The organism is Streptomyces sp. NPDC029138 (genome assembly GCF_055564375.1).
In genome coordinates this window covers 38,580-61,288 of record NZ_JBVHWM010000061.1, presented here as the reverse complement: position 1 = coordinate 61,288, position 22,709 = coordinate 38,580, and the positions used below count along the sequence as shown (strand labels likewise).

Here is a 22,709-nt window from a genome sequence, read left to right as displayed (position 1 = left end):
GATACGGAAACCCACTGCGGGTGACACCCGCCATGCGTCACGCGCCCCCGGTGACAGATAGCCGTCCTCACTGGTGACAACTACCGTGCTTCACCGGGACGGTGGGTGCGCTCAGTCCGGCTCGGCTGGGACAACCTGACGACCGTGCAGCAGTGGATGTGCGAGCAGGTCCTCGGGATCGAGCCCGCGGCCGAGGACGAGAAGCCCAAGCCGGCGCCGTACGCAGGCCGGCAAGTGGGCGATGAACTACGCCGCCGCCAAGCAGTTCTACGAACGCGAAGGACACCTACGGGTGCCGAGGAAGCACGTCGAACGCATCGTCGCCGGCGAGGACCAGGAGGAGCGGGAGCTCCGGCTCGGTGCGTGGGTCAGCAACCAGCGCAGCCGGGCCGCGACCCTGTCCCCGGAGCGGGTGGAACTACTGTCCGCCATCGGAATGCGGTGGGCATAACAGCGTGCGGGCGAGCTGCGGGGACGGGCAGGGTGATCTGTCCGGCCCCGCTGTCGCCGGGTCAACTGAAGTCCTGGGTTGCTGTGGACTCAACGTTCTCGTGCTGCACAAGCTGACCGGCTGCGGGGCGTCGATGCACCTGCTATCGCAGCGCCCGGGACTCAAGCCATGACCAGGCATCTGCCAGCTTGTCGAGAAGCTGGCCGACGTCCGGCTCTTCCTCATATGTGCGGGCCGCCGTCGAGCCCACGATGCTGTTCAGCTGAGGAGCACGCCCATTCCCACTCGCCAGGTGCTTGAGCAAGAGCAGGGCGACGTCCCGTGTCGGTAACTCCCGTACCTGCTGGGCAGGGACAGCAGCGTGGTAGGTGAAGGTCACGCTGTCACAGTAGGAGTACACACCGACAGAGGACACCGATTTGGTGTCGTCAGCGCCGCCTGCGGAACCAGCCGCGGCCCCGGCCCCGCTCTTGGTGGTCCTCCGGCTCCGGCGGCGTGGCGGCCGGGAGGCGGGCGGCTTCGGCGGCGGCTTCCTCGCGGGCGACGTCGTCGGCATGGCAGGTGCCGCACACGGACACGTCCCCGGCCTTCCAGGCAGTTCGGTGGGCGGTGGTCTCCTCCCATCGCTGGTCGGTGAACTTCTTTCCGCAGCGCTTGCGCAGAGGGCGCTGTGCCTCCCGTTCAGCGTCACGACGCCGCTTCCGCCGGGCCGATCAACGACCGGCCCCAGCTGACGGATCGAGGCTGGACTTCAGAAGGTCACAAGGGCGAAATGTCCCTTCTGGCGCGGCGCTCATCCGACTCCGCGGAACGAGTACGCCGAGAATGCCAACAACTCCGGATGGTGTGAATCACTAGAGCCAAAGCAACAACGCCCGCGATGAACCGAATCACATTCCAAGTAATTCCAACGACCGCACGTTGCCCATCCGCCTCTGCAGCCAGCTGCATGGAGGTCTCGAAAAGTGCTACGAGCGGAACAATCAGTCGGAATGGGAGACCGCCAACACTTGGAATTCGCGCAAGGTTGCCCAAGAGCCCGACGGGTGCCCCAAGGACGAAAGCTCCTATTCCCCATACAAGCATACTAGAGTAATTTACCTCGCCGGTGGCGCCAGATTCCAGTCCGGCCGGGATGGTGGGGCTCAGGTCCTTGAATACATAGTATGTGACCACGCCGATAGCCAACCCCAAAGAGGATAGCAAGGCTGACTCAATTTTGGATCGGCCGAAATAGCCCACCAAGAACGCATAACAGACCCACGACCATCCATCGGAAAAAACAACATTTAGAGAGGCGCAAACGGGATTGCCCCATTTTTCGGTAAGGGGGCCCGCTAGTCCAAGTAGAAAACCGACCCCGAGGGGCACTGCGAGCGGCGCAACACGAGTGCGCGGAAAGTGTGCGATTTCTTTCTCCCTGTTCCGTGATTAACTCAAAGTAGGAGGTAGCGCCACTCGGAGACTGCGCGGGCGACGGAACAGACCCGAGTGGCGCACCAACCTACCCCACCTACCGAAAGGTCACCGCGTGATGCGGGGATCAGAACCTACTCATCAAGACTGTAGTAGGTTTCGCAGGTGTAGGCAGCGCCCGCCGTCCGGTGGGCGTAGGAGGTTTGGCCAGCGAACGCGTAAGCCTCATTCCCGCCCCCGCCAATCTTGACCGTGGAATGGTGATCCTTAGTGGCGTGGTAGTAGTTCGAGTAGCAGTACTTACCGTCGGTGGTCAGGTCGTAGCCGTAGCACCAATTTCCGCCACTGGCACCGATGCAGGCCTGCGGCGTAACGGCCGAATCCTCCATCTTGATCACCACCGCACCCCATTCTGAGGGGTTACCCAGCTCTGCGGGCGGCTTTGTCCCGTCACCACGCTTGTGGAGAGTGACCTGGCCGACCTTGGAACCATCCGCGGCGACGACAGTGCCGTTCGCCGTAACGGTGGCAGCCTGAGAGGGGTCTGCGGCGGCCGGCGTAGCGAAGCTAAATACTGCGAGTGCCACGCTCACAAAGCCGAGAACGATCGATCTACCGGATATCCTCACGGTATTCCTTCCCTAACTCCCCCAGCGGGAGTTTGCGTAATGATCTTGGGTGAGGGGATGGGCGGCAGTCAATAGCCTCGCTAAGGGCTGTCCGAAAAAGGACTGTCCGTTAAAGACCTGTAGTGCAGCATTCGACAGGGTGCGGCCGGTTCGCCGTCCTGGACCTGGACTTTTATGGACGTCGTCGTCACCGCGGCCGTCGCGCTCGCGGCCGGCTATCTGCTCGGGCGGCTGCGCCCGTGGCAGCAGTTGGGCGACTGGGCGGCCGATCAGGTCCGCTTCACCGGAGCATGGGGCCGGGGCGGCGCCGGGCGGCAGGCCGTCGTCGTCCTGGCCCACGCCGTCACCGCGCCACGCACCAGCTGGCGCATCACGCGCGCCCCGGTCAGCGAGACGCGGGCGCCCGTGCCCGTACGCGATCCGGGCTGGGTCGCCCGCCGCACTCGGACAGACAAGGGAGGTACCGCGTGAGCCCCGAGCAGCACGACGCCGACGCGTACGGCCAGCAGTTGGCCCGCATCAGCCACCACCAGCACGAGGCCACCGAGGCGCGGTTCACCGTGTTCCAGGCCCTGGCCGCCGTCGGGATCGGACACGAGCAGGCCGACGACATCGTGTCGAAGCTGGAGGCCGGGGCAGTGGCCAGCGCCCACACCTGGATCTCCGAGAGCAGCCCCCCGCACGGGTCCTAGCCGGGGTTCGAGGACGGCTGGTTCGCCGGGGTCCGCGACGTCGCCAGCTACCTGCTACGCATCGCCGACACCACCGCCACCACGGGGCGGGGGCGCGCCGCCTCCAGCGCCATGCTCCTCGCCCACCTCCAGCAGCCCGCCTCCCCCGCCCCGCAGGAGGACCCGGGCCCGGCGCCAGCGCTGGACGCGAAGGACGTCCTGGCGGCAGCGGAACGCTTCCCGTGGGCCCTGGCCGCACCGGGCGAGCGTCACTGGCCGGACGGGGCGTTCCTGGACGTCGCGCTGAGTACGGTGCGCACCGAGGAACGCCAGGGGTACATCGAGCGCCTAGATGTGCTGTTCGGAGAGGTTGGTGACGCGGCTGGCTGGTGGGTGGCTGCCGATGCCGGTGTGGGGTCGGTGGTAGTTGTACCAGTCCAGCCAGTCGGGGAATGCTGCCTGTCGTTCGGTGTCTGAGTGAGTGTTTTTGATCCCCGGCTGGTGATGTGCGGCGCCACGTCTCCGTTTCGCTGGTCTGAGCGATCGTGGCGAGCTTGGACTTCCTCGTGCTTTGATGGCGATGTGAGTCAGCACGTGGTCTGGTCCGACTGCCACCAGGTCTCGGATCACTCCACACAATGCTCGTTCGTGATCAACCGGCCACTCGCGGCCGTTCCTGGCACCGTGTGGACGCCGAGCGGTCGCTCAGGGGCAGTCCCTTTGGTGATGCTGGGACACGGTGGCAGCGGGCATCGACACAGCGACCGAATCTTGTCGCTGGCCGACCGGATCACATCCTCTGGCTGCGCGGCCGCAGCGATCGATGGCCCGTTCCACGGTGAACGGGTGGCATCACCTCTCACGCCGGCGGAGTACCAGGGCCGGATAGCCGCCGAAGGCATCGACCGGGTGCTGGACCGCATGGCTGACGACTGGGTCGCCGCTCGCGACCTCCTGGTAGACGCTGGTATGGCCGACCGGACACGTCAGGCGTACTTCGGTTTGTCCATGGGCACCCGCTTCGGCCTCGCTGCCGCACTCGCCCTCGGGTCGGGGCTGAAATGCGCCGTGCTCGGGAAGTTCGGCACGCAATCAACCACCGACATCAATCCCGGACTTCACGCCCCGGACCGCGCCTTGAAAGACGCCTCCGCCATCACTGCACCAGTCCTCTTCCACCTGCAGTGGGACGACGAGATCTTCCCGCGTCCGGGTCAACTCCAGCTGTTTGACGCCTTCGCGAGCTCCGACAAAGAACTCCACGGCTTCGCGGGAGGTCACCGTCACACCCCGGAACACGCACCCGCCATCTGGCACGCCTTCATCAACCGCCACCTCGTCTGAGTCGCCCGCCTTTCGGTGTGCCCGACGAACCGCCGTGGGATCGGTGAATTCAGAGCATCAGAGCACGGTCTCGAGGCTCAAGCCGTCGGCTGCGGCTTCTTCGACCAGCCCGGGGCGGGCTTCTTGCGGGTCAACCGCCTGGTCATGAGGGTGATGAGTGCCCAGTTGAGGTGCGCTTCGCTGTGCTGGGGAAGCCGTTCGTAGTCGCGCGCGTTGCGACGGGCGTTCATGATCCACCCCAGCGTGCGTTCGACACGCCAGCGGCGCGGGAGGACCACGAACCCCTTGGCGCCCTTGGGGCGGGAGACGGTCTTGAGGGTGATGTGGAGGAAGTCCCCGGCCCAGGTGACGAGCTGGCCTGCGTAAAGGCTGTCCCGTAACTGTGGTGGAGGGACAGCCGTCAGGCGCTCGGGTTCCTCCAGAGGTGCCGCTCGTCCAGGGTCCCGAATCGCACATCTCCGCGTTCAAGGTCGACGAGGATGGGCCAGCAGTCCAACAGTTGCTCTCTCGCATCACGCGAGGCGAGGTACTGCACAGAGTTGTAGGGCACGATGAGGAGCCCGTTGCTCTCACGGACCCGCTCTGCGTCGATGGCGAGAGGCGGCTCGTCATCGCGTTGGCTGTGCGCGAGAAACGCCACCGCGAGTTGCAGGGCCTCGTCCGGCTCCATCATCCGTCTCCAGTCCGTCGGCTCGGAGAAGGCACCCTAACCGGCCTGGGATGATCTTGGTGTGGCTGGTTTGATCACGGCGTCGGTGCCCTCCTGGATAGCCCCGTTCACTGGGCTCAGCCCTCGGCAGTTCGGGAAGCTGGTGACGGTGCTGCGACGCGAGGGTGCGGACGCGGTCCGCAGGGGCCGGCCGTGGAGTCTTCCGCTGGAGGACCGGGCCTTGCTGGTTGCGGCGTACTGGCGAACGAACCTTACGATGCGGCAGCTCGCCCCGCTGTTCGGGGTGTCGAAGTCGGCGGCGGACCGGATCATCGACCATCTCGGGCCGATGCTCGCTCTCCGGCCCCGCAAGCGGTTCGCCAAGGACACCGTGCTCATCGTGGACGGCACCCTGGTCCCCACCCGGGACCACACCGTGGCCGAGCGGTCGAAGAACTATCGGTACTCCACCAACCACCAGGTCGTCATCGACGCCGACACCCGGCTGGTCGTCGTGGTCGGTCGGCCGCTGGCCGGGAACCGCAACGACTGCAAGGCGTGGGAGGAGTCCGGCGCCAAGGCCGCCGTCGGCAGCACCCTCACACTCGCCGACGGCGGCTACCCGTGCACCGGACTTGTCATCCCTCACCGCCGCGAGTGCGGTCAGACCGAACTGCCAGGCTGGAAAGAGGAACACAACCGGTCCCACAAGCAGGTCCGCGCCCGCGTCGAGCACGTCTTCGCCCGTATGAAGACCTGGAAGATCCTCCGCGACTGCCGCCTCAAAGGCGACGGCGTTCACTACGCCATGCTCGGCATCGCCCGGATGCACAACCTCGCTCTCGCCGGATAGGTCAGCGGGCCACACGGCGGCTCACCGTGCCCGAAACAACCAGAGGATCATTTACGGGACAGCGCTTAGGGGCGGCGCGGAATCACTCTGCGCCGCCCCTCTCTCTCATGGTGGCACCGATCGGCTACGGCCAGATGACAGCACGCTCGGTCAGGGGCGCGGCGTCCGGGTCGGCCTCGTCGATCTCTTCCTCGTCCCTCTCTATGAGGACGGCTCGACCCTGCTCCAGACCGTCGGCTGTGGCCGTCAGGTGCTCGCCGAACGACTCACTGCCGGTGAAGATGGCGCCGCTCGTACGCGAGAACTCCCCGACCCTGCCGTTTCGGCAGTCGAGCACCGTGCCGTCAGTCGTGATGTCGTAAGAGGCGACTTGCACGTATGCAGGTTGCCACCACTGCCCGGCCTCGGAACCGTCCCCCTGGACGGATCGCAGGAGCCCGGTCATGGAAAGGATCTCTGCCACTGGCAGTAGCCGATGCTCCGAAGGCAGGCAAAACGCCGCGGGGTCGACATCACCGTGCGCGTCCTCGCCGCGTACGCCATTGTGCCTGAGCAGGGACGCGACGAGACCAGGCGGAAAGGCGACGCCGAGGGACTCTTCGGCCGCACGGATCTCGCTCGGCTGCGCGGGCGGATTGAGGGTTGCCAAGGTGCGGGGCGCATGACCGGCGAGCCATGTCTCGATCCGGTCCCACGCCTGGTCGACCCGGTCTCGTTCCAACGTAGCGTTCATCCGATTCCTTCGTGTTCAGCGCCCTGGGTCTGCCACGGTCCCCGCCTACTGATTCCTCTCAGCGCTGGGCACCTGATCTGCTTCATGATTGTTCACGGGGCCCCTCTCGCCGACAAACACTTCCCGTCCAGCATGAGTCAGGCAATACGACTTAACTGCCCTTTTTATTCAGGGACGGGTCACATGCGACCGCTACGACGGTGTGCGGCACGGTGTCGGTCGGTGCAGCAGTGGGTGTCCAATCGCACGGCAGCGTGGGACGCGCATCATCCTGGTGCACCGTCGGCATCGGCTCCGGTGCGGGCCGCGTGCTGGCATTGAGCACTTCTGTCGCGGCGTACCCGGCCACGCCGATCACCACAGCCACGGCAAGGAACACCTGCATGGCCCGGCTCACTCAGACCCCCGTCTCGCGGCGTGATGGGCGACGTGTCCAACGGACCGTTTTCGACTTCCTGCGGCACTCACCATACGAGTACCACGCCGGCCACACGCACCAGCCCTGTATGTGCCGTGCCACCATCAAAGCGCCGGGATGCTGATGGCCTCCAGCCAGCTTGCGTCCGCACCAGGTCCGGCGCGAGGAACTGCGCCATCCGGCCGGCGGAGAAGGCCACACGGATTCGGGGGAGCAGCCGCTGGAGGCGACGGCCGTACTACATGCGGAGCTGGCCGCCGGGCCGAGTCAGCGGTTACGACCTGCCACGGCTCCAGGCAGACCTCAGCCCTGCGGGATTCTGCCGCAGCTCACCGAGCGGACCGTGGTGGGTGAGGACGGTACCGTATCCGTCTCGCCGTCTATGCCGTCCCGGTGATTCCCGAGCCCGCAGTGGACAGAATCAGGGGAGAATGCACAGAAATGCCGGGTATTCAGCTTCGCGAGCACCAGGTCGACCAGAAGGTGGCTTTCCGCAAGTGGGTGGGATTTCCTGCAAGGTCATCTGTGCCCCCGGAAGGGGCGCGGGGCACGATCGTGTCCGCGACCGGGTCGGGCAAGACGATCACGGCCGCTGCGTGCGCGCTGGAATGCTTCCCAGGCGGCCGGATCCTCGTCACCGTGCCGACCCTGGACCTGCTCGTGCAGACCGCCCAGGCATGGCGGCTGGTGGGCCACCGGGCTGCGATGGTTGGGGTGTGCTCGCTGGAGAACGACCCGGTGCTCGACTCGCTGGGGGTGCGCACCACCACCAACCCGATCCAGCTCGCCCTGTGGGCCGGGACCGGGCCGGTGGTCGTGTTCGCCACATACGCCTCCCTGGTGGACCGCGAGGACATCGACGCTGCCGAGGGCCAGCGGAAGGTTCGGGGACCGCTGGAGGCTGCTCTGGCGGGCGGGGAGCGGCTGTACGGGCAGCAGATGGCGGGCTTCGACCTCGCGATCGTGGATGAGGCGCACGGCACTGCCGGTGATCTTGGACGGCCGTGGGCGGCGATCCATGACAACGCTCGCATCCCCGCCGACTTCCGGCTCTACCTGACGGCGACCCCGCGCATTCTGGCCTCTCTCCGGCCGCAGAGGGGCGCCAGCGGCCAGGAGCTGGTGCTCGCGTCGATGGGCCAGGACTCCGAGACCTACGGGCCGTGGCTGGCCGAGCTGGGGCTCCCGGAGGATCGCCCAGGCGGCCTGGCCGCGACGGCGCAGCTGGAGGCTGAGCTGGACGACGAGGTTCAAAAGTGCGGCTCGGACGACGGCGCCGTCGAGAGCTGGCCAGCGCCGACTCGCTCATCTGAATGCACATCGGCGGGAAACGGAATGGCGAACCGTTCCGCCAGGACAGGCCGATGCCATGAGACTTCTGCCCACACAACGGCCCCGCGCCGGTGCACGGGGGCTCAGGTCCGGCGGCGGGCGGCACGGTCGCGCTACGCGACGTGCCGGGCGACCGCGTCGACGCCGGGGCGCTCGTAGCGCTCCAGGGGGCGGACGGAGGCGTGGCTCAGCCCGTCAGCGACAGGACCAGTGCGGCGCTGGGAGCACAGCGGAGTTGGCCCTCGCGTACGGCGGCGACGGCTTCTGACAGAGGGACGCGGAGGACCCTGAGGTCCGCCTCGGACGGCTCCGCAGCGGTCGGACCGGATGTCGGCTGGTCGACGCGCCACAGGTGGACTCGGCAGTCGGTGAGGCCCGGCAAGGGGTGGAGGAAGCCGTGCCCGATCCAGGTGCCCCCGTGGTACCCCGTCTCCTCGGCCAGCTCGCGCCGCGCCGCGGTCAACGCGCCGTCGTCGTCCGGGTCGACGGACCCGCCAGGCAGCTGCCACAGGGCACCGGCGAGGTAGTGGTACTGCTCGACCAGGAGGAGCTGCCCGTCGACGAGAGCCGCCACCCGCACCTGGTCGGGTGCCTGGACCCAGTCGTAGCCGCCGCGCCGTCCGTCGGGCCCGGTGACCTCGTCACGGTGTACCTGGAAACGGGGGGTGCGGTACGGCGTCGTGCCGCCGTACCGGGTCCACGGTCCTCGCTGCTCCACAAGGAGCACCGTACCGGCCCGGCCAGCGGGCCCGGTCAGGAACGGGCTCCCCGGTTGTCAGCTGCCCACGGGTCCACGGGGCAGCACCAAGGTACGGGGGCGGTGACCCAGGGGTGCGTCGATCATCGCTTCAGGGTCCCGGACGCCGGCGAGTCGCGCGAACGCCAGCAGGTAGTCGCGGGCATTGTCCTGGAGCAGCCGCAGTTCGGCGCGGCAGTCCGCGGCGAGGGGCCACTCCGTCTCGGGGCGCCCCGGTGACGCCTCTTCGAAGGCCCGCAGGCGCGGGTGCCACCGGGACAGAAACGGACGCAATTCGAGGTTGAGGAAGTTCACGGCCAGGCACTCCACGGTCATCCCGACGCTCACATGAGTGGAGGGGCGACTAACCTTCAGCGTTTCCCGGGTGGTCGCGAACAGACCGTACAGGGACGTCAGGGCCTCCCGCAGCAGGCCGTCCTCGTCATCGAGTCGCTGCACCGACACGCGCGTTACCGACTCGACGAACAGCTGCCAGGCGACCTGTCGGGAGTCGTTGTTCACCACGAAGGTGAGTTCACTGAGCTGCGGCACGGTCACCTTCACCTCCGCGAGGCGGGCGGAGCGCCGGTAGGCATCGAGGCCGACGGCGACCAGGGCGCCTGCCAGAGCGCCGGTGATTGCAAAGAGCAAGGAGCCACTGGTGTGACCGACGGCGTGGACGCCGAGCCCGACCACCGCCCCCGCGACCACGGACAGTCCGATGCGTGCCACACGACCGGCCTGCCTGCCGAGTCGACTCATGCGCGTCCCCCCGCGATCCTGCGTTCCCGTTCCCACCGGCCACGGCCCGGACCTGGCCCTGTGACGGACCCTACCCGCACCCGCACGGGGACGACTGCCCCTTTCCGTGGGCCCGTCTGCGGCGAGTGTGCGCGCCATCGCACCGGTCGCCGCCACGCACAGCCACGTGACGACGGCTGGCAGGTGACCGGGCTTCGTCCAAGTCCCCCCCGGCAGCCCGTCCGCTCGGTAGAGTCGGAGGTGTTCAACCCGGCTGATCGGTCCTACTCGGACACAGGGGGAATGCCATGGCTTCCAGCACATCCTTGTGTTTACATCGACGGTGCTTCCGGCGCCCGCTCCGCTCGACTGTGGCTCGGACCGCGCTGCTGGTCTCGGCCCTAGCGGGGATGTTCGCCGGCGGATGCACCGACACCAGCGGGCCGTCCCGGGCGACACCCCCGTCGGCCCCGTCTCCGGCCCGGGCGACGCCCCCCGTCTCGTTTCCGCCCACCCCACCGGCTGCCGCACGGTGTGACGGCGCGGTGCTCGACCACCGGGACATCCGTCATCCCGAGCTGGGGGCGGTCCGCGTGTTCCTGATCCGACGGTCCGCCTCCCACGACCCCACGGGGTGCGTCGCGGCCGTCACCGGCAGCGGGCGCGCACTGGCCTCCGTCGACGTGGACATCTACGAGAACGAACTGCACTTCGCCGACCCCGCGACCGATGCCACTGGCAACACCTTCGTGATTTACAACCCTGGCCGCTATGACGGGGTGCTGGTGCTCGTGCCCGACGCGGACGGGTTCGAGGACATTGGCTGGATCGACACGAAGGACCACTACTCGGGCGGCCGGTTCGCCTACTACCACGCACGGCTCGCCGGCCCCGGCGACGACGGTCGCTACACAATCGTCCGGTCCGTGAACTCGTGCGTGCCCAGCTGCGCCCAAGGCACCACCACGCAGGTGACGTTGCGTTGGAACGGCCACGAGTACCTTTCGGCCGGATAGGGCTGAGGGGTGTGTCGGCGCGGGCGTGCGGGCTCGGTTCAGCGTTGGCGCGGCTGCGGTCCTCCCTGGCCCGCCGTGGGCGGGTCAGAGCCGAGATCGGCTACGGCGTCTTCCTCTCCTACAGCGGTGACCGCGACCGGCAGTGGTTGCCGCGCCTGCAACGCGTGATCGAGAAGCAGTCCCGCCCCTGGTACAAGCCACCGCGCATCAGGGTCTTCCTCGACTACAGCGGTGTGTCGATCGGGCCACAGCTGTGGGCCAAGATCGAGGCCGGTCTTGCCCGCTCGGACTGGCTCGTGGTCCTAGCGTCGCCGGAGGCCAGAGCCTCGGTGTGGGTGGACCGGGAAATCGAGTGGTGGCTGGAGCACAGGTCGGTCGACACCATCCTGCTCGTCGTCACCGCCGGGCAGTTGGTGTGGGACGAACGGCGGGGTGACTGGGAGCCGAAGCTGTCGACAGCGCTGCCCGCCCGGTTGGCGGGCCGATTCGAGCAGCAACCGGTCTGGAAGTCCGTGGATCTCCGCCACCTCGGCAGTGGCGCCGGTTCCCTGCCCGACATCGACGGTGTCGCGTTTGGGATCGCGTCCGTCGTTCGCGGCCTTCCCGAGGACGAGCTCAGGTCGGAAGGTCTCCGCGACACCAGACGCAACCTGCGGACAGCCAGGATCGTTGCGGCCGTGCTGGGCTTCCTGCTCCTGGTAGCGAGCACGGTGTCGGTGATCGCAGTGGTCGAACGCGCCGAGGCCAGGCGCCAGCGTGACCATGCCGTCGCGCAACAACTGATCACCCAGAGCTCCCTACTCGCCACCCGGGACCCGTTCGGCGCCCGGCTGAAGGCGTTGGCGGCATGGCGTATCGACCCCTCCCCGGAAACCCGTCTCGCGGTCCTCGACGCCACCGTCAACCCGGAGTCCGGCCTGCTCCCCCACTCCTGGCCAGTGGGCTCGGTGGCGTTCAGCCCCGACGGCAGGATGGTTGCCTCCGGCGGGGGCGACGGCGTGGTGCGGTTCTGGGACACGGCGACACAGCAGAAGGCGGGGAATGCGCTCATCGGGCACCACCAGGGCGTTACGTCCATGGCGTTCGGGCCGGGCGGCAAGACGCTGGCCAGTTCGAGCTACGACGGCACGGTGCGGCTCTGGAACGTCGCCAGCCGCAGGCAGATCGGTGCCCCGCTCAACGCCCACGCCGGGATGGTCAACGCGGTGGCCTACAGCCCCGACGGCAGAACCCTCGTCACCGCCGACGACAGCGTGCGGGTGTGGGACGTGGCGACCCACCGCCAGCTCGGCGGGCCGCTCGGTGGTCACGCCTCCGGCGCTGCCGCGGTCGCCTTCAGCCCCGACGGCAGGACTTTCGCCACAGCCGGCAGCGGCGTGCAGCTCTGGAACACCGGCACCCGCGCACCGATCGGCAGGACCCTGGGAGGAGACGACGCTCTTGTCACCTCGGTCGCTTTCAGCCCCGACGGCAGGACCCTCGCCTCCGCAAGCACCCACGGCGGCGTGCAGCTCTGGGACACCAGCACCCGGAGCCCGATCGGGAAGCCGCTGGGCTCCTCCGCCACCTGGACCGAGTCGGTGGCCTTCAGCCCCGACGGTGCGGTGCTCGCCACCGGGTACGAAGACGGCAGCGTGCGGCTCTGGGACGTCGTGCGGCACACCCAGACCGGGGCGCCGTTCATCGGCCACACCGGTAAGGTCCGGGCTGTTGCCTTCAGCCCGGACGGGGCTGTCCTGGCCAGTTCGAGTGACGACACCACCGTCCGTCTCCGGGACGTCCGCACACAGCGGCAGGTCGGCGCACCGCTCAGGATCGGGGACCAGCAGGCGACAGCACTCAGCCCGAACGGCCGGACCCTGGCCGTCGTGGGCCTCCGTTCCGTGCGCTTCTGGAACGTCGCCACACGTCGTCCAACCGGCGCTCCCCTGCTCCACGGTCACGATGGCTTAGCCTTCCAGCTGTCCTTCAGTACCGACAACGCCGTGCTCGCCATCGCCTCCCACGGCCTGCGGCTGTGGAACGTGGCGGCCCGCCTCCCCGTCGGCGAGCCGCTGCCCGCCCCGCACGACGTCACGAACGACATCACCGCAGTCGCGTTCAGCCCAGACGGCAGGACCCTCGCCAGTGCCCGCTCGGACTCCGTGCACCTGTGGGACCTGGCGGCACATCGTCAAACCGGCAAAGCACTCGACGTCAGCGCGACGAGCGTCGCGTTCAGCCCCGACGGCCGCACCCTGGCCACCAACACGGAGAACGACACCGTGGCGCTCTGGGACGTCGCCACGCACCGCCGTGTCGGCGAGACCCCGGCCCGTCACATCGCGCAAATCACCGCGGTAGCGTTCAACCCCAACGGCCGGACGTTCGCGACCGCGAGCCGCGACAACACCGTCCGACTGTGGGACGCAGCCACACGCAAGCAGATCGGGGATGCGCTGACCGGCCACCGCAGCGGCGTCACGTCCGTGACGTTCAGCCCAAATGGGACGACCCTGGCCACCGGCAGCATGGACCACACGGTCAGGCTCTGGGACGTCGCCACCGGGCGCGAGATCGGCGATCCGCTCGACGGACACAGCGCCGACGTCACCGGTGTGGCCTTCGGTCCCGGCGGCAGCACGGTGGTCAGCTGGGGCACAGACGGCACGGCACGGGTATGGAACGTCGAGGCGACCGTGGACCCGGTGCGGGCATTGTGCAGATGGGCCAGGGGCGCCCTCACCGCTGACCGGTGGCGTGACGACGTGCCGCCGGGCCCCGCCCCCCGCACACTCTGCCCGGCGTCCTGAGTGGGCCTGCGCCGGGGCTGAGCGGCGCCGGGCTGGCCAGGCCGATCCACGAGGACCTCTTCGCCGCTCCCCCGGCGCCGGGCGTGCGCTGGCTGCTGCTGGTGGTCCGTGCCGGGCGGGGCACGGAGCAGCAAGTCGGACCGCAGGTGTCAGGCGACCGCGGGACTGACGGAACTGAGAGGTCGTTTTCATCTCTGTGGCCCCGGTACCTCCTAATTTGAGTGGCGCGAGGCCGTGGTGTCGGTGCGGCGACTGAGGCTGCTGTGTCTCAACGATCGGATGGGGTGACGGCTGGGACGGGACCAGACTTGCGCCTGTCTCATCCCAGGACGCCTCATTCTGTGGACGTGCTTCCAGGGGCGAAGACGCACGCCTGGGCGCATTCGCGTCCGGGCGGTACGTCCAGGACATGAGTGAGCGACGTCCGTATCCGAGTGATCTGTCCGATGCCCGCTGGGAGTTGATCGAGCCCGTTCTGTCTGCCTGGCGGGCCGAGCGGCGGCGGCATGCCCTGGACATCGGCCGCCCGCCCGAGCACGAGTTGCGCGAGATCATGAACGCGATCCTGTACGTGGACCGGACCGGTGTGCAGTGGCGCTACCTGCCCCACGACTTCCCGCCCTGGGAGACGGTCTACGGCTATTTCGCGAAGTCGCAGAAGGAAGGCGTGTCGCCCAGCTCAACGGCCTGCTCAGGGAGTTGGTGCGGCAGAAGGAGGGCCGGAACGCGAGCCCGTCGGCCTGCGTGATCGACGCCCAGAGCGTCAAGACCTCCACCAGTGTCCCCGCCATGAGCCAGGGCACGGACGCGGGCAAGAAGATCGTGGGCAGGAAGCGGAGCATCGTGACCGACACGATCGGCCTCCTGCTCGCGGTGCTGGTCACCGCGGCCAGTGTCCAGGACTCCGTGGCCGGCACCCACCTGCTCAACCAGGTCGCCGCCGACCACCCCGGCATCCACAAGGTCTGGGTCGACGGCGGCTACCGCAAGCACTTCGTCGAACACGCCGCCACCCTTGGCATCGACATGGAAATCGTCGCCCGCACCCCCGGGACCGGGGTTTCACACCAACACCGAAACGCTGGACGGTCGAGCGGACCTACGGCTGGCTGATGCTCCACCGCCGCCTGGCCCGCGGCTATGAAACCCTGCCCGCCCGCTCCGAAGCCATGATCCACCTCGCCATGACCGACCTCATGGCCCGCCGCCTCACCGGCGAGACCACCATCTCTTGGCGCGACCCCGCAAAGCCACATCAACGCAGATTCCGGGATGAAACACCGGGAGAAAACGACCTCTGACGGGCAAACGTTGCCTGCCGGGCACTAGTTGAGCACGGGAATGAACTGCGGGCTGTCCGCGGCCTGGCCCGCGGTCAGGACGAATGCCAAGGGCGGCGGCACTTGCGGTCGGCGGAAGTCGCAGGGTGAATACCGAGCCCTTGTCCGGGGTGCTCCGCGCGGTGGCGTCGCCGCCGTGTGCGCGCATGATGTTGCGGACGATGGCGAGCCCGAGACCGCTGCCGCCGGTGGCGCGGCTGCGTGACTTCTCGGCACGCCAGAACCGGTCGAAGACCCGGGGGAGTAGTTCTGGGTCGATGCCGGTGCCGGTGTCGGCCACCTCGATGACGACGTGTCCCTCGACGAGCGTGCCGCGGAGTGACACCGTGCCGCCTTCCGGGGTGTGGCGCACCGCGTTGGAGACAAGGTTGCCGACAGCCTGGCGCAGCCGTACGGGGTCGGCGTGGACGGGACCGAGGCGGGGGTCCGTGCGAGCCGTGAGCATGATGCCCGCCCGGTCCGCGCCTGCGCGGTGCGCCGTGACCACCTGGTCGAGCAAGTCCGCGACGTGGATGGGTTCCGGGTGCAGGCGGAGTTCGCCGGCGTCGGCGGCGGCGAGGTCGCGCAGGTCGTCGATGACGTGTTGAAGCAGCACCGCCTCCTCGAGCAGGGAAGCGGTCAGGACCCGGTCGGTGGCCACGATGCCGTCCTCGGCTGCCTCCAGCCAGCCTCGGATGTTGCTGAGGGGGGTCCGCAGCTCGTGGGCGACGTCCGCGACCATGGCGGTGCGCAGCTTCTCCAGTTCTTCCCTGCGCAGGGACATCTCGTTGAAGACCACGCCGAGCCGGCCGATCTCGTCGTTGCCCGAGATGTCGACGCGGGCGGAGAGGTCGCCATCCTTCATCCGCTGGGCGGCGCGGGTCAGAGCCCTCAGCGGGCCCACGAGGCGGAGTCCGGCGCCGACCGTGACGGCGACAGTGAGCAGCAGGACGGCGCCCACCACTTCCAGGATCCGGCGGCTGTTGGACGGGGACAGGTCGAAGGGCGAGGTGGAGGCAAGGGTGCGGGAGGAGCCAATGAAGAGCAGCACGGGCGGGGCTACGTAGGGGGCGAGCTGCTCTCGGCGGGCGGTGGCCAGACACTGCGGGACGAGCCGCGCAGCCTCGGCGCGCGATCCCCTCGTCGTCCAGGTCAGGTCGAGGGAGAGGGTGACCGGTCCTATGCCCCGGCGCTTCAGGCAGGCGTCGACGAGGGTGTTGAGCTGGTGGAGTGCGTGCGCCTCGGTGGGGGTCGGCTGTGCCAGTTCGCTTCCGGCACAGCGCTCCGCATACAAGTCCCCCGGGCCGGTGCCGAGGTTGACGATCGGTCTTCCGTTGGGCGCGTGGACGATGGTCGCGTCGACGCCGTACAGCTGTCCCAGGCACGAGACCCGTCGCAGGGCCAGCACATCGAGGCGTTCGCGCTCGTTCGCAGGCAGGCGGAAAGGGCCGACGGCGCGGGAGTCGATGGAGCCGACGCCGTCCGTTCCCGGCACGAAGCCGGCGTCCACGGCAAGCGGGTCCACGGTCGCCGACGCGCGTTCCGGGAGCGGTCCGGACTGGCTGCCATCCGAGTCGACGAGGGTTTCGCGGTTCTGGCCGGTCAGGGTGATGCGGTGCTTGGTTTGCTGCGCCAGCCGGTCCACGAGGGGGTGTGCGCCCTGCCAACTGGGGTGGGTGGCGGCCCAGCCGAGGAGGGTGTCGTAGACGTGCGCGTCGTCCGTGAGGGCCTGGCCCTGCTCCTGCTGGATGGCGCGGGCGGTGGTACGGACGGCGAGCCATGCGGTCGCGGCGATCGAGCAGACCGATATGAGGACGGAGAGGACCAGCAGCCGCATCACCAGACTGCGGTGGACCGGCGGCAGCCTCACAGTGCCTCGGCCAGCCGGTAGCCCACGCCGTAGACGGTGACCAGGCGCTTCGGACGGGACGGGTCGATCTCGATCTTCCGGCGCAGGTTCATGACGTGGGTGTCCACTGTGCGTATGGTGAAGTACCGACCGGTTCCATGCAGTTGGGCGAGTATCTGCTCGCGGGTGAAGACGCGCCCCGGCTGGGCCGCCAGCGTTTCGAGGATGCGGAACTCGCCCGGTGTGCAGTCGACGAGCCTGCCGTCGCAGGTCACCTCGTGGCGGACCGGGTCGACCTCCAGAGCGCCGACGGCCAGTACGGGCTCGGGTTCGCTGGCACGTAGCGCGGGTCGAGTGCGGCGCAGCAGGGTCCGTACCCGTGCGGTCAGCTCGCGTGGGCTGTAGGGCTTGGTCATGTAGTCGTCTGCCCCGAGGTCGAGACCGAGCAGGAGGTCGTCCTCGCCGCCGAGCGCGGTCAGCATCAGGACGGGGAGGTCGGACTCCTGGCGCAGGATGCGACACACGTCCAGTCCGTCGACCTTGGGCATCATCACGTCCAGGACGAGAAGTTGCGGCGGGTCTTGGCGCAGCCGCTCCAGGGCGGCGCGCCCGTCGTGGACGACCGTGATGTTGTGGCCCTCATGCTCCAGGTACAGGCGCACCAGCTCGGCCTGCTTCCCGTCGTCCTCCGCCACCAGGATGTCTGCACACATGGTCGCGAGTATAGGAAGCGGTTCCGCGGCCCGGCCCCGCAGCCGGGGAGCGGCAACAGATCACCAAAACTTCCTGACAAGTTACTGAAAATCGAATCAACCAGCCTGCTCGCATGTCATGACTCGATCACTCAGCAGCTGAATCCAAACCGGTGAGATTTCACCCCCGACAAGGCGTACGACATCTCGCACCTGCGAAAGTGGCTGTGGGGTAAACACATCGGCGTCCGTATCGCCCGCAAAGGAATCGAGTCCGCCGACGAACAGGCCGCCGCAGGTGGGTCATCGAGCGCACCATGTCGCGGCCGACCACCGCTACGAACGCCACCACCGCAACCACCTGGCCTTGGAGGCCATGGCGTGGGGCAGGACGTCGGTGCGGACCTTGGAGTCGGGGACGGTACGGCCGCGGACGTGGTGCAGCAGGTTCTCGACGCCCCAATGTCCTTCGATCCAGGTGGCGCGTTCGTCGCGGGATGGCATCGAAGACGCTCAGGCTGGTGATCAGGTGGACGCGCCACCCGGCGTCGGCATTCCCGGCTCGGTCAGCGATCCCCCATCGCCTTCGAGAACACCTTCCCGCCACAACAGCAATACCCTGGCCCAGACGCAGAGACGTGTTCAAGATCCAGGTTCAAGGCCCGTTTCTCCTCGTCCATGACCGGAACTCCGGCTGCTGCCGTGTCAGTGGCTGTAGGAGGCAACCGAGCAATCCCTGTTGATCTGGTCGTAGTTGTCAGGGACATTGGCCGAGTGCTGCGACCAGGACATGGGCGTGTTCCCGTGCGCCGGCACGACGTAGGCGTCGATGCCGTGCTTCTTCAAGCACTTGACCATGGCGACGGTGCCCTTGGCGTAGTCCGGGTTCTTCGCCGGGTCGAGCTCCGGCGGCCCAAGCGGCTCCTTGCTCTTGCACGCCGCCTGGGCCTTCGCCTCCACCGACTGGCTCACGGTGCCATTCGCCCCGGAGCCCATGCCGTGCTTGCTGAGGCATTCCGCCCAGACTTTGCGGTACTGCAGGCGCTTCTCCATGGAGTCGTCGAGTCGTTCCTGAGGCCTGGTGCTGTCCTCGGGCGTGTTCGCCGCGTCCGATGCCGCCCTGTCGGCGGAGCCGGATGAGGAACTGCTGGAGGGCGCGGGCAGGGAGGCTACGCCGGCCGAGCCAGCCGTCGGCGAGGCCTTGGCCCCGTCAGCCCCGGAGCAGCCCGCGAGCAGCATGCTCAAGCAGGCGGCAAAGCCGGCCAGCGCGGGCACCGCGGCGCGGCGTCGTCGAGCGGTTGAAGGGATGTGCATGGTTTTCACCTTCCGAGAGTGGGAGAGGGTGTGGACTGTCCGTGGTGTTGCGCGGGCGCCCGGGTGCCTGGGTTCTGGCTTCAGGCCTACACGTCGCGCCGTGGAGTCGGCGGAGCCGGTGCTCCTTGTGCGCCGACCGCCGGTCACGTGGTTGCCAGGGCCTCGGTCGGAGTGAGGCGGGCGGCGCCGGCCGAGGGGTAGATTCCGGCGAGAACCCCGACGAGTACGGCGCCGGCCACCCCACCGGCGACGACGGTGGCCGGGATGACGACCGGCCAGTGTTGGTAGACGGCGTATCCGGCCGCCCCACCGGTCCCGACCACCGCTCCCACCAGGCCGCCGAGCGTCGACAGTGCGATGGACTCCATGAGGAACTGGCCCAGGATGTGTCTGCGGCTGGCGCCCAGTGCGCGGCGCAGGCCGATCTCCCGTCGGCGTTCCAGGACGGAGATGACCATGGTGTTGGCGATGCCGATCCCGCCGACGAGCAGCGCGACGCCGGCGAGGCCGACGAAGAGCGTCGAGAAGGTGCTCTGTGTCTCCTCCTTGGCCTTGAGTACATCCGCTGGGTTGGTCACCTGGACGAGACCGGGCAATTGGGGATAGACGGTCGCGGCGAGGACGGACTTCACCGCGTTCACGGCGTCCCCGCGGGCCTTCACGTAGACGACGGTGGGATGGCCGTCGAAGCCGAGGTAGTGCTCGGCGGCGTCCCAGCCGACGAACACCGCCTGTTCGAGGTCTGGATCGAGCGGCATCGGGTTGAGGATTCCGGTGACCGTGAACCACATGTTGCCTAGGTACACCTGCGGTGCGGGGCCGCCCGGGGGCAGGGTGCGGATTCCCAGGGTTCCGGCGGCCTGGTAGCCGAGGACCACCGTGGGGAACCGTTCCGTGCCGGCGGTGAGGAAACGGCCGGTGTGCACTGTCCCGTTGACCACTGACAACAGATCGGGGCGGGCGGCGAGCACAGTGATCGCGACACTGTCGTCGGGGTCACTGTGCTCGGTGCGCTGAACCGAAGCGTGGGTGTTGGCGACCTGGCTCGCGGCGGTGACGGGTCCGATCCGTGCCGCCATGGAGGCGGCCTCTTCGGGCAGCTCGACCGGGTTGTTCTGCTGCGGATCGGGTTGCGCTTGCAGCGTGTTGGAACCCAGCGCGGTGAACTTGTCGATCAGCGCCTGCCGGCTGGAGGCCGGGACAGCTATGACGATCACCATGGTCGCGATCCCGACCGAGATGCCGAGCGCGGACAGCGCAGCCCGTGACTTGCGCATGGCGATCCCCAGCCATCCCAAGCTCAGTATGTCCAGCGGCCCGAGCCTGACGACCTGCCCGGCGGCGCGTCCGGCCCCGCGGCGTTGGCTATCGCGCGGCATCGAAGGCTCCTTTGCGGGTGTCGCTCACCACGTGCCCGTCGCGTATCTCCACCTGGCGCGGCAGCCGCGCGGCGATCTCCCGGTCATGGGTGATGACGGCGATCGTGGTGCCCTCGTTGTTGAGATCGATCAGGAGGTTCACCACGTTGTCACCGGTCGCGGTGTCCAGGGCTCCGGTGGGTTCGTCGGCGAGTAAGATGTCCGGCCCGTGCACCAGCGCCCTGGCGATGGCGACCCGCTGCCGTTCACCGCCGGACAGTTGAGCCGGCCGGTGATCGGTACGGTGGGCCAGTCCCACCCGTGCCAGAGCTTCCACGGCCATGGGGTGCCTTCGGCGGCGCGGGACGCCGGCGTAGAGCAGCCCGGTGGCGACGTTCTGCGCCGCGGTCAGTCCGTCGGTGAGGTGGAACTGCTGGAAGACGAATCCGATCCGCTGGCCGCGGAGCGTGGACAGCCGCCGGTCGCTGAGCAGCGCGATGTCCGTTCGGTTGATCCACACCGTCCCGCTGGTGGGTAGGTCGAGCGCGCCCATGAGGTTGAGGAGGGTGGACTTGCCCGAGCCGGACTTGCCGACAATGGCGACGAGTTCGCCCTCCGCGATCGACAGCGAGACGTCGTCCAGTGCGACGACCCCTCCCGGGTAGTGTCGGCTCACCCGGTCCACCCGCAGCACCGCGGCTTTCGGTTCCGGCGAACTGGGCCGGAGGCTCATGGGGTCGCCACCTCCACCGCGAGCCCGTCGGCGATGCCGGCCCCGCTGATCTCGACCAGTCCGTTCGCGAACATCCCAGTCTTCACCCTCACCAGGCTCCCGTCGGGATGCTGAAGGGCGAAGCCGCCGCCGGCCAGTGCGAGGAGGGCACCGACCGGTACGGTCAGGACGTTCTTGTGTACTTCTGATACGAACAGGACCTGTACGTCGGTTGCGTCGTAGGCCGCCACGTCGGCGGCGCGCTTGGCCTTGACGACCAGCGTTGTCTTCGGCGACGAGTCGCCCCCGGAGGCGTTCTCGGAGTTCTGCGACGCGGGGGCGATCGACGTGACGGTCCCTGGGATCTCCTTGCCCGAAGGCAGGGTGATCGTGACGGATTCGCCGGCTGTGACCGCCGACGCCTGGCCGGAATCGGCCGGAACAGTGATGACCTTCTGCGGCGAGGTGTAGCTGAGCAGGGGCTCGGCGACGGGATCGCCCACATGGGCCGACACAGCACTCACCCTTTGCGCGCTCGGCAGCACCACCACGTCCCCCACCCCGATTTTTCCGGTGGCCGGCAGGCCGAGGAACTTCTGCCACTTCCTGACCGCATAGGCGAGCGCCGGTGTGAAGGTGTCGCCGTTGTACACGGACGAACCGTCCGTGTTGCGCGTCACCGCTCCGTCGGAGCCCACGTCGTAGCCGAGTGCGGCCAGGTTGTCCTTGACCACACTCACGTCGTGTCCGACCACTCCGGTCTTGCCGAGCTCACGGAACAGTGGCGTGTCCCCGTAGAACACCGGCACCGGCCGGTCGTCCACCCGGTAGAGCTGCTTACCCCGCGCCGTGAGCGTTCCCACGCCGGGCAGCTTCGTCAGGATGCCGCTGCCGCTGCCTTTCAGCACCTGCGGGCTTCCGAAACCCAGGGACCCCGGCAGGGTCATGCTGGTGGCGAGATCGGTTCGCTTGACATGGGCCAACGACACTTTGGCGGCGGCGGTCGGCCGTGGGGCGGCCTGTCCGTGGGCCTGCCACATCGCCACCGCGACTCCCGTGGCCCCGCAGGCCAGGACTGCCCCGATCATCACCGCTGAGACAGCGCGGCCTCGGCCAGTTTTTGACCGCGCTTTGGTACGTCGGCTCATCGCCACCTCCAAGAGTCTTCCTGCGGGCGGACGCCTTGGCCGACGGCCCGCAAACGGTCCGCCCACCGGCGCCTGCGATTGCGGCTTCCATGAGGTGGCTCTGGAACGCGCTTTGGATCGGGCCTCGTGGGTAGCATGCCTGCAAGTTTCGCGACGGGATGTCAGCAACCGATCGGAAAGCCGTAGTCATCCGGTCTCCGCACCGGCACCCTGCCCAGGGCGCCGATGGGGAGCTTGGTGCACGCGATGCGGTTGTGGTGCACGCGCACGCCCGTCCCGCGGAGCTCGGCGGTGATCCTCGGGACACCGTAGGTGACGAACCGGACGTCACCCGACTACGCCGAAGCCCGCCCCCGTTCCCCCTTCATAGGCCCGGGCGCGGCGCCCGCCGCTCTCCGCCAACTCATCGGTCGGCACCCTCGGCGATCCGGGCGCCTGCCCTGTCACCGGCACAGCTTCCCGACGCCATCCGCATCAGCACCTGACAGGATGCGACACCTTTGACGGGCACATTCCCGATTCCGGTTGAGGAAGAG

Annotated in this window: 21 protein-coding genes and 5 pseudogenes; 10 read left to right on the top strand and 16 right to left on the bottom strand. The window is 68.3% G+C overall.

All coding sequences use genetic code 11. From position 1 onward, the window contains the following. Positions 1-241: 241 nt before the first annotated feature. A complete protein-coding gene (locus ACZ4WH_RS33945; RefSeq protein ID WP_468188075.1) occupies positions 242-451 on the top strand; it encodes a helicase associated domain-containing protein in 210 nt (69 codons plus the stop codon). 142 nt (positions 452-593) lie between these two features. On the opposite strand, the gene ACZ4WH_RS33940 is transcribed toward ACZ4WH_RS33945, so the two are convergent. Together ACZ4WH_RS33940 and ACZ4WH_RS33935 are read right to left on the bottom strand one after the other, a co-directional pair. After that, complete coding sequence (locus ACZ4WH_RS33940) at positions 594-830, bottom strand: hypothetical protein (protein ID WP_468188073.1); 237 nt, start codon at positions 828-830, stop codon at positions 594-596. A gap of 1,171 nt (positions 831-2,001) precedes the next feature. Next, entirely contained in the window at positions 2,002-2,496 is a 495-nt protein-coding gene (locus ACZ4WH_RS33935) for a lactococcin 972 family bacteriocin (RefSeq protein ID WP_468188071.1), read from the bottom strand. Between the two features lie 174 nt (positions 2,497-2,670). On the opposite strand from ACZ4WH_RS33935, the gene ACZ4WH_RS33930 reads away from it, so the two are divergent. Both ACZ4WH_RS33930 and ACZ4WH_RS33925 read left to right on the top strand, forming a co-directional pair. Next, positions 2,671-2,967 carry a hypothetical protein gene (locus ACZ4WH_RS33930; RefSeq protein ID WP_468188069.1) on the top strand — a complete coding sequence of 99 codons (297 nt, stop codon included), beginning with the start codon at positions 2,671-2,673 and terminating at the stop codon, positions 2,965-2,967. Further along, entirely contained in the window at positions 2,964-3,188 is a 225-nt protein-coding gene (locus ACZ4WH_RS33925; protein WP_468188067.1) for a hypothetical protein, read from the top strand. Before ACZ4WH_RS33930 ends, ACZ4WH_RS33925 begins: the two co-directional genes overlap by 4 nt. Before the next feature lie 327 nt (positions 3,189-3,515). Here ACZ4WH_RS33925 and ACZ4WH_RS33920 read toward each other — a convergent pair. Then, positions 3,516-3,644 (bottom strand): annotated as a pseudogene (locus ACZ4WH_RS33920) (integrase core domain-containing protein); the annotation flags it as partial. Positions 3,645-3,938: 294 nt separating this feature from the next. On the opposite strand from ACZ4WH_RS33920, the gene ACZ4WH_RS33915 reads away from it, so the two are divergent. After that, positions 3,939-4,511, top strand: a complete 573-nt coding sequence (locus ACZ4WH_RS33915; protein WP_468188065.1) for a dienelactone hydrolase family protein — start codon at positions 3,939-3,941, stop codon at positions 4,509-4,511. Between the two features lie 80 nt (positions 4,512-4,591). On the opposite strand, the pseudogene ACZ4WH_RS33910 reads toward ACZ4WH_RS33915, so the two are convergent. After that, positions 4,592-4,885: pseudogene (locus tag ACZ4WH_RS33910) on the bottom strand (transposase); the annotation flags it as partial. A 26-nt stretch (positions 4,886-4,911) separates the two neighbouring features. Next, entirely contained in the window at positions 4,912-5,181 is a 270-nt protein-coding gene (locus ACZ4WH_RS33905) for a YrhB domain-containing protein (RefSeq protein WP_468188063.1), read from the bottom strand. Positions 5,182-5,242: 61 nt separating this feature from the next. Here ACZ4WH_RS33905 and ACZ4WH_RS33900 point away from each other — a divergent pair, with 61 nt between their 5' ends. Then, positions 5,243-6,013: a transposase gene (locus ACZ4WH_RS33900; RefSeq protein WP_468188061.1), complete on the top strand. Its 771-nt coding sequence runs from the start codon at positions 5,243-5,245 to the stop codon at positions 6,011-6,013. A gap of 124 nt (positions 6,014-6,137) precedes the next feature. On the opposite strand, the gene ACZ4WH_RS33895 is transcribed toward ACZ4WH_RS33900, so the two are convergent. Then, a complete protein-coding gene (locus tag ACZ4WH_RS33895) occupies positions 6,138-6,746 on the bottom strand; it encodes an SMI1/KNR4 family protein (protein WP_468188059.1) in 609 nt (202 codons plus the stop codon). 151 nt (positions 6,747-6,897) lie between these two features. Further along, on the bottom strand, positions 6,898-7,131 hold the full coding sequence (locus ACZ4WH_RS33890; protein ID WP_468188057.1) for a hypothetical protein: 234 nt from the start codon (positions 7,129-7,131) through the stop codon (positions 6,898-6,900). 474 nt (positions 7,132-7,605) lie between these two features. On the opposite strand from ACZ4WH_RS33890, the pseudogene ACZ4WH_RS33885 reads away from it, so the two are divergent. Then, a pseudogene (locus tag ACZ4WH_RS33885) lies at positions 7,606-8,356 on the top strand (DEAD/DEAH box helicase family protein); the annotation flags it as partial. Positions 8,357-8,683: 327 nt separating this feature from the next. On the opposite strand, the gene ACZ4WH_RS33880 reads toward ACZ4WH_RS33885, so the two are convergent. Beyond that, the gene (locus ACZ4WH_RS33880) at positions 8,684-9,214 is read right to left on the bottom strand and encodes an NUDIX domain-containing protein (RefSeq protein WP_468188055.1); all 531 of its coding nucleotides are present in this window, start codon (positions 9,212-9,214) and stop codon (positions 8,684-8,686) included. A 57-nt stretch (positions 9,215-9,271) separates the two neighbouring features. Continuing rightward, entirely contained in the window at positions 9,272-9,964 is a 693-nt protein-coding gene (locus ACZ4WH_RS33875) for a hypothetical protein (RefSeq protein WP_468188053.1), read from the bottom strand. A gap of 554 nt (positions 9,965-10,518) precedes the next feature. On the opposite strand from ACZ4WH_RS33875, the gene ACZ4WH_RS33870 reads away from it, so the two are divergent. The 3 genes and pseudogenes from ACZ4WH_RS33870 (at position 10,519) to ACZ4WH_RS33860 (ending at position 15,082) form a co-directional block, all read left to right on the top strand. Then, positions 10,519-10,989: a hypothetical protein gene (locus ACZ4WH_RS33870; RefSeq protein ID WP_468188051.1), complete on the top strand. Its 471-nt coding sequence runs from the start codon at positions 10,519-10,521 to the stop codon at positions 10,987-10,989. A gap of 44 nt (positions 10,990-11,033) precedes the next feature. Further along, on the top strand, positions 11,034-13,781 hold the full coding sequence (locus ACZ4WH_RS33865) for a toll/interleukin-1 receptor domain-containing protein (RefSeq protein ID WP_468188049.1): 2,748 nt from the start codon (positions 11,034-11,036) through the stop codon (positions 13,779-13,781). A gap of 409 nt (positions 13,782-14,190) precedes the next feature. After that, positions 14,191-15,082 (top strand): annotated as a pseudogene (locus ACZ4WH_RS33860) (IS5 family transposase). Here ACZ4WH_RS33860 and ACZ4WH_RS33855 read toward each other — a convergent pair. Together ACZ4WH_RS33855 and ACZ4WH_RS33850 are read right to left on the bottom strand one after the other, a co-directional pair. Beyond that, positions 14,991-16,937 (bottom strand): sensor histidine kinase, encoded by a 1,947-nt coding sequence (locus ACZ4WH_RS33855; protein ID WP_468188047.1) that lies wholly within the window; start codon positions 16,935-16,937, stop codon positions 14,991-14,993. The pseudogene ACZ4WH_RS33860 and the gene ACZ4WH_RS33855 sit on opposite strands and share 92 nt — an antisense overlap. A gap of 29 nt (positions 16,938-16,966) precedes the next feature. Then, positions 16,967-17,662 (bottom strand): response regulator transcription factor, encoded by a 696-nt coding sequence (locus ACZ4WH_RS33850; RefSeq protein ID WP_468188045.1) that lies wholly within the window; start codon positions 17,660-17,662, stop codon positions 16,967-16,969. Between the two features lie 128 nt (positions 17,663-17,790). Here ACZ4WH_RS33850 and ACZ4WH_RS33845 point away from each other — a divergent pair. Beyond that, positions 17,791-18,023 (top strand): annotated as a pseudogene (locus ACZ4WH_RS33845) (IS5/IS1182 family transposase); the annotation flags it as partial. Here ACZ4WH_RS33845 and ACZ4WH_RS33840 read toward each other — a convergent pair. The 5 genes from ACZ4WH_RS33840 to ACZ4WH_RS33820 all read right to left on the bottom strand — a co-directional run bounded on the left by ACZ4WH_RS33840 (position 17,978) and on the right by ACZ4WH_RS33820 (position 22,065). Continuing rightward, positions 17,978-18,145 carry a hypothetical protein gene (locus tag ACZ4WH_RS33840; RefSeq protein ID WP_468188043.1) on the bottom strand — a complete coding sequence of 56 codons (168 nt, stop codon included), beginning with the start codon at positions 18,143-18,145 and terminating at the stop codon, positions 17,978-17,980. The pseudogene ACZ4WH_RS33845 and the gene ACZ4WH_RS33840 sit on opposite strands and share 46 nt — an antisense overlap. Positions 18,146-18,346: 201 nt before the next feature. Then, positions 18,347-18,964: a hypothetical protein gene (locus tag ACZ4WH_RS33835; RefSeq protein WP_468188041.1), complete on the bottom strand. Its 618-nt coding sequence runs from the start codon at positions 18,962-18,964 to the stop codon at positions 18,347-18,349. A gap of 134 nt (positions 18,965-19,098) precedes the next feature. Beyond that, positions 19,099-20,334 (bottom strand): ABC transporter permease, encoded by a 1,236-nt coding sequence (locus tag ACZ4WH_RS33830; protein WP_468188039.1) that lies wholly within the window; start codon positions 20,332-20,334, stop codon positions 19,099-19,101. Continuing rightward, the gene (locus ACZ4WH_RS33825; protein WP_468188037.1) at positions 20,321-21,046 is read right to left on the bottom strand and encodes an ABC transporter ATP-binding protein; all 726 of its coding nucleotides are present in this window, start codon (positions 21,044-21,046) and stop codon (positions 20,321-20,323) included. Before ACZ4WH_RS33825 ends, ACZ4WH_RS33830 begins: the two co-directional genes overlap by 14 nt. Then, positions 21,043-22,065 carry a peptidoglycan-binding protein gene (locus ACZ4WH_RS33820; RefSeq protein ID WP_468188077.1) on the bottom strand — a complete coding sequence of 341 codons (1,023 nt, stop codon included), beginning with the start codon at positions 22,063-22,065 and terminating at the stop codon, positions 21,043-21,045. The genes ACZ4WH_RS33825 and ACZ4WH_RS33820 overlap by 4 nt, the downstream gene beginning before the upstream one ends. Positions 22,066-22,709 lie beyond the last annotated feature (644 nt).

What these genes read in the sequence shown, in the direction of transcription:
- ACZ4WH_RS33830 (WP_468188039.1), bottom strand. Translation starts at nt 20,334, where the DNA reads ATGCCGCGCGATAGCCAACGCCGCGGGGCCGGACGCGCCGCCGGGCAG.
- ACZ4WH_RS33825 (WP_468188037.1), bottom strand. Translation starts at nt 21,046, where the DNA reads ATGAGCCTCCGGCCCAGTTCGCCGGAACCGAAAGCCGCGGTGCTGCGG.
- ACZ4WH_RS33890 (WP_468188057.1), bottom strand. Translation starts at nt 7,131, where the DNA reads ATGCAGGTGTTCCTTGCCGTGGCTGTGGTGATCGGCGTGGCCGGGTAC.
- ACZ4WH_RS33850 (WP_468188045.1), bottom strand. Translation starts at nt 17,662, where the DNA reads ATGTGTGCAGACATCCTGGTGGCGGAGGACGACGGGAAGCAGGCCGAG.
- ACZ4WH_RS33895 (WP_468188059.1), bottom strand. Translation starts at nt 6,746, where the DNA reads ATGAACGCTACGTTGGAACGAGACCGGGTCGACCAGGCGTGGGACCGG.
- ACZ4WH_RS33840 (WP_468188043.1), bottom strand. Translation starts at nt 18,145, where the DNA reads ATGCCATCCCGCGACGAACGCGCCACCTGGATCGAAGGACATTGGGGC.
- ACZ4WH_RS33820 (WP_468188077.1), bottom strand. Translation starts at nt 22,065, where the DNA reads ATGTGGCAGGCCCACGGACAGGCCGCCCCACGGCCGACCGCCGCCGCC.
- ACZ4WH_RS33945 (WP_468188075.1), top strand. Translation starts at nt 242, where the DNA reads ATGAACTACGCCGCCGCCAAGCAGTTCTACGAACGCGAAGGACACCTA.
- ACZ4WH_RS33855 (WP_468188047.1), bottom strand. Translation starts at nt 16,937, where the DNA reads ATGCGGCTGCTGGTCCTCTCCGTCCTCATATCGGTCTGCTCGATCGCC.
- ACZ4WH_RS33905 (WP_468188063.1), bottom strand. Translation starts at nt 5,181, where the DNA reads ATGGAGCCGGACGAGGCCCTGCAACTCGCGGTGGCGTTTCTCGCGCAC.
- ACZ4WH_RS33930 (WP_468188069.1), top strand. Translation starts at nt 2,671, where the DNA reads ATGGACGTCGTCGTCACCGCGGCCGTCGCGCTCGCGGCCGGCTATCTG.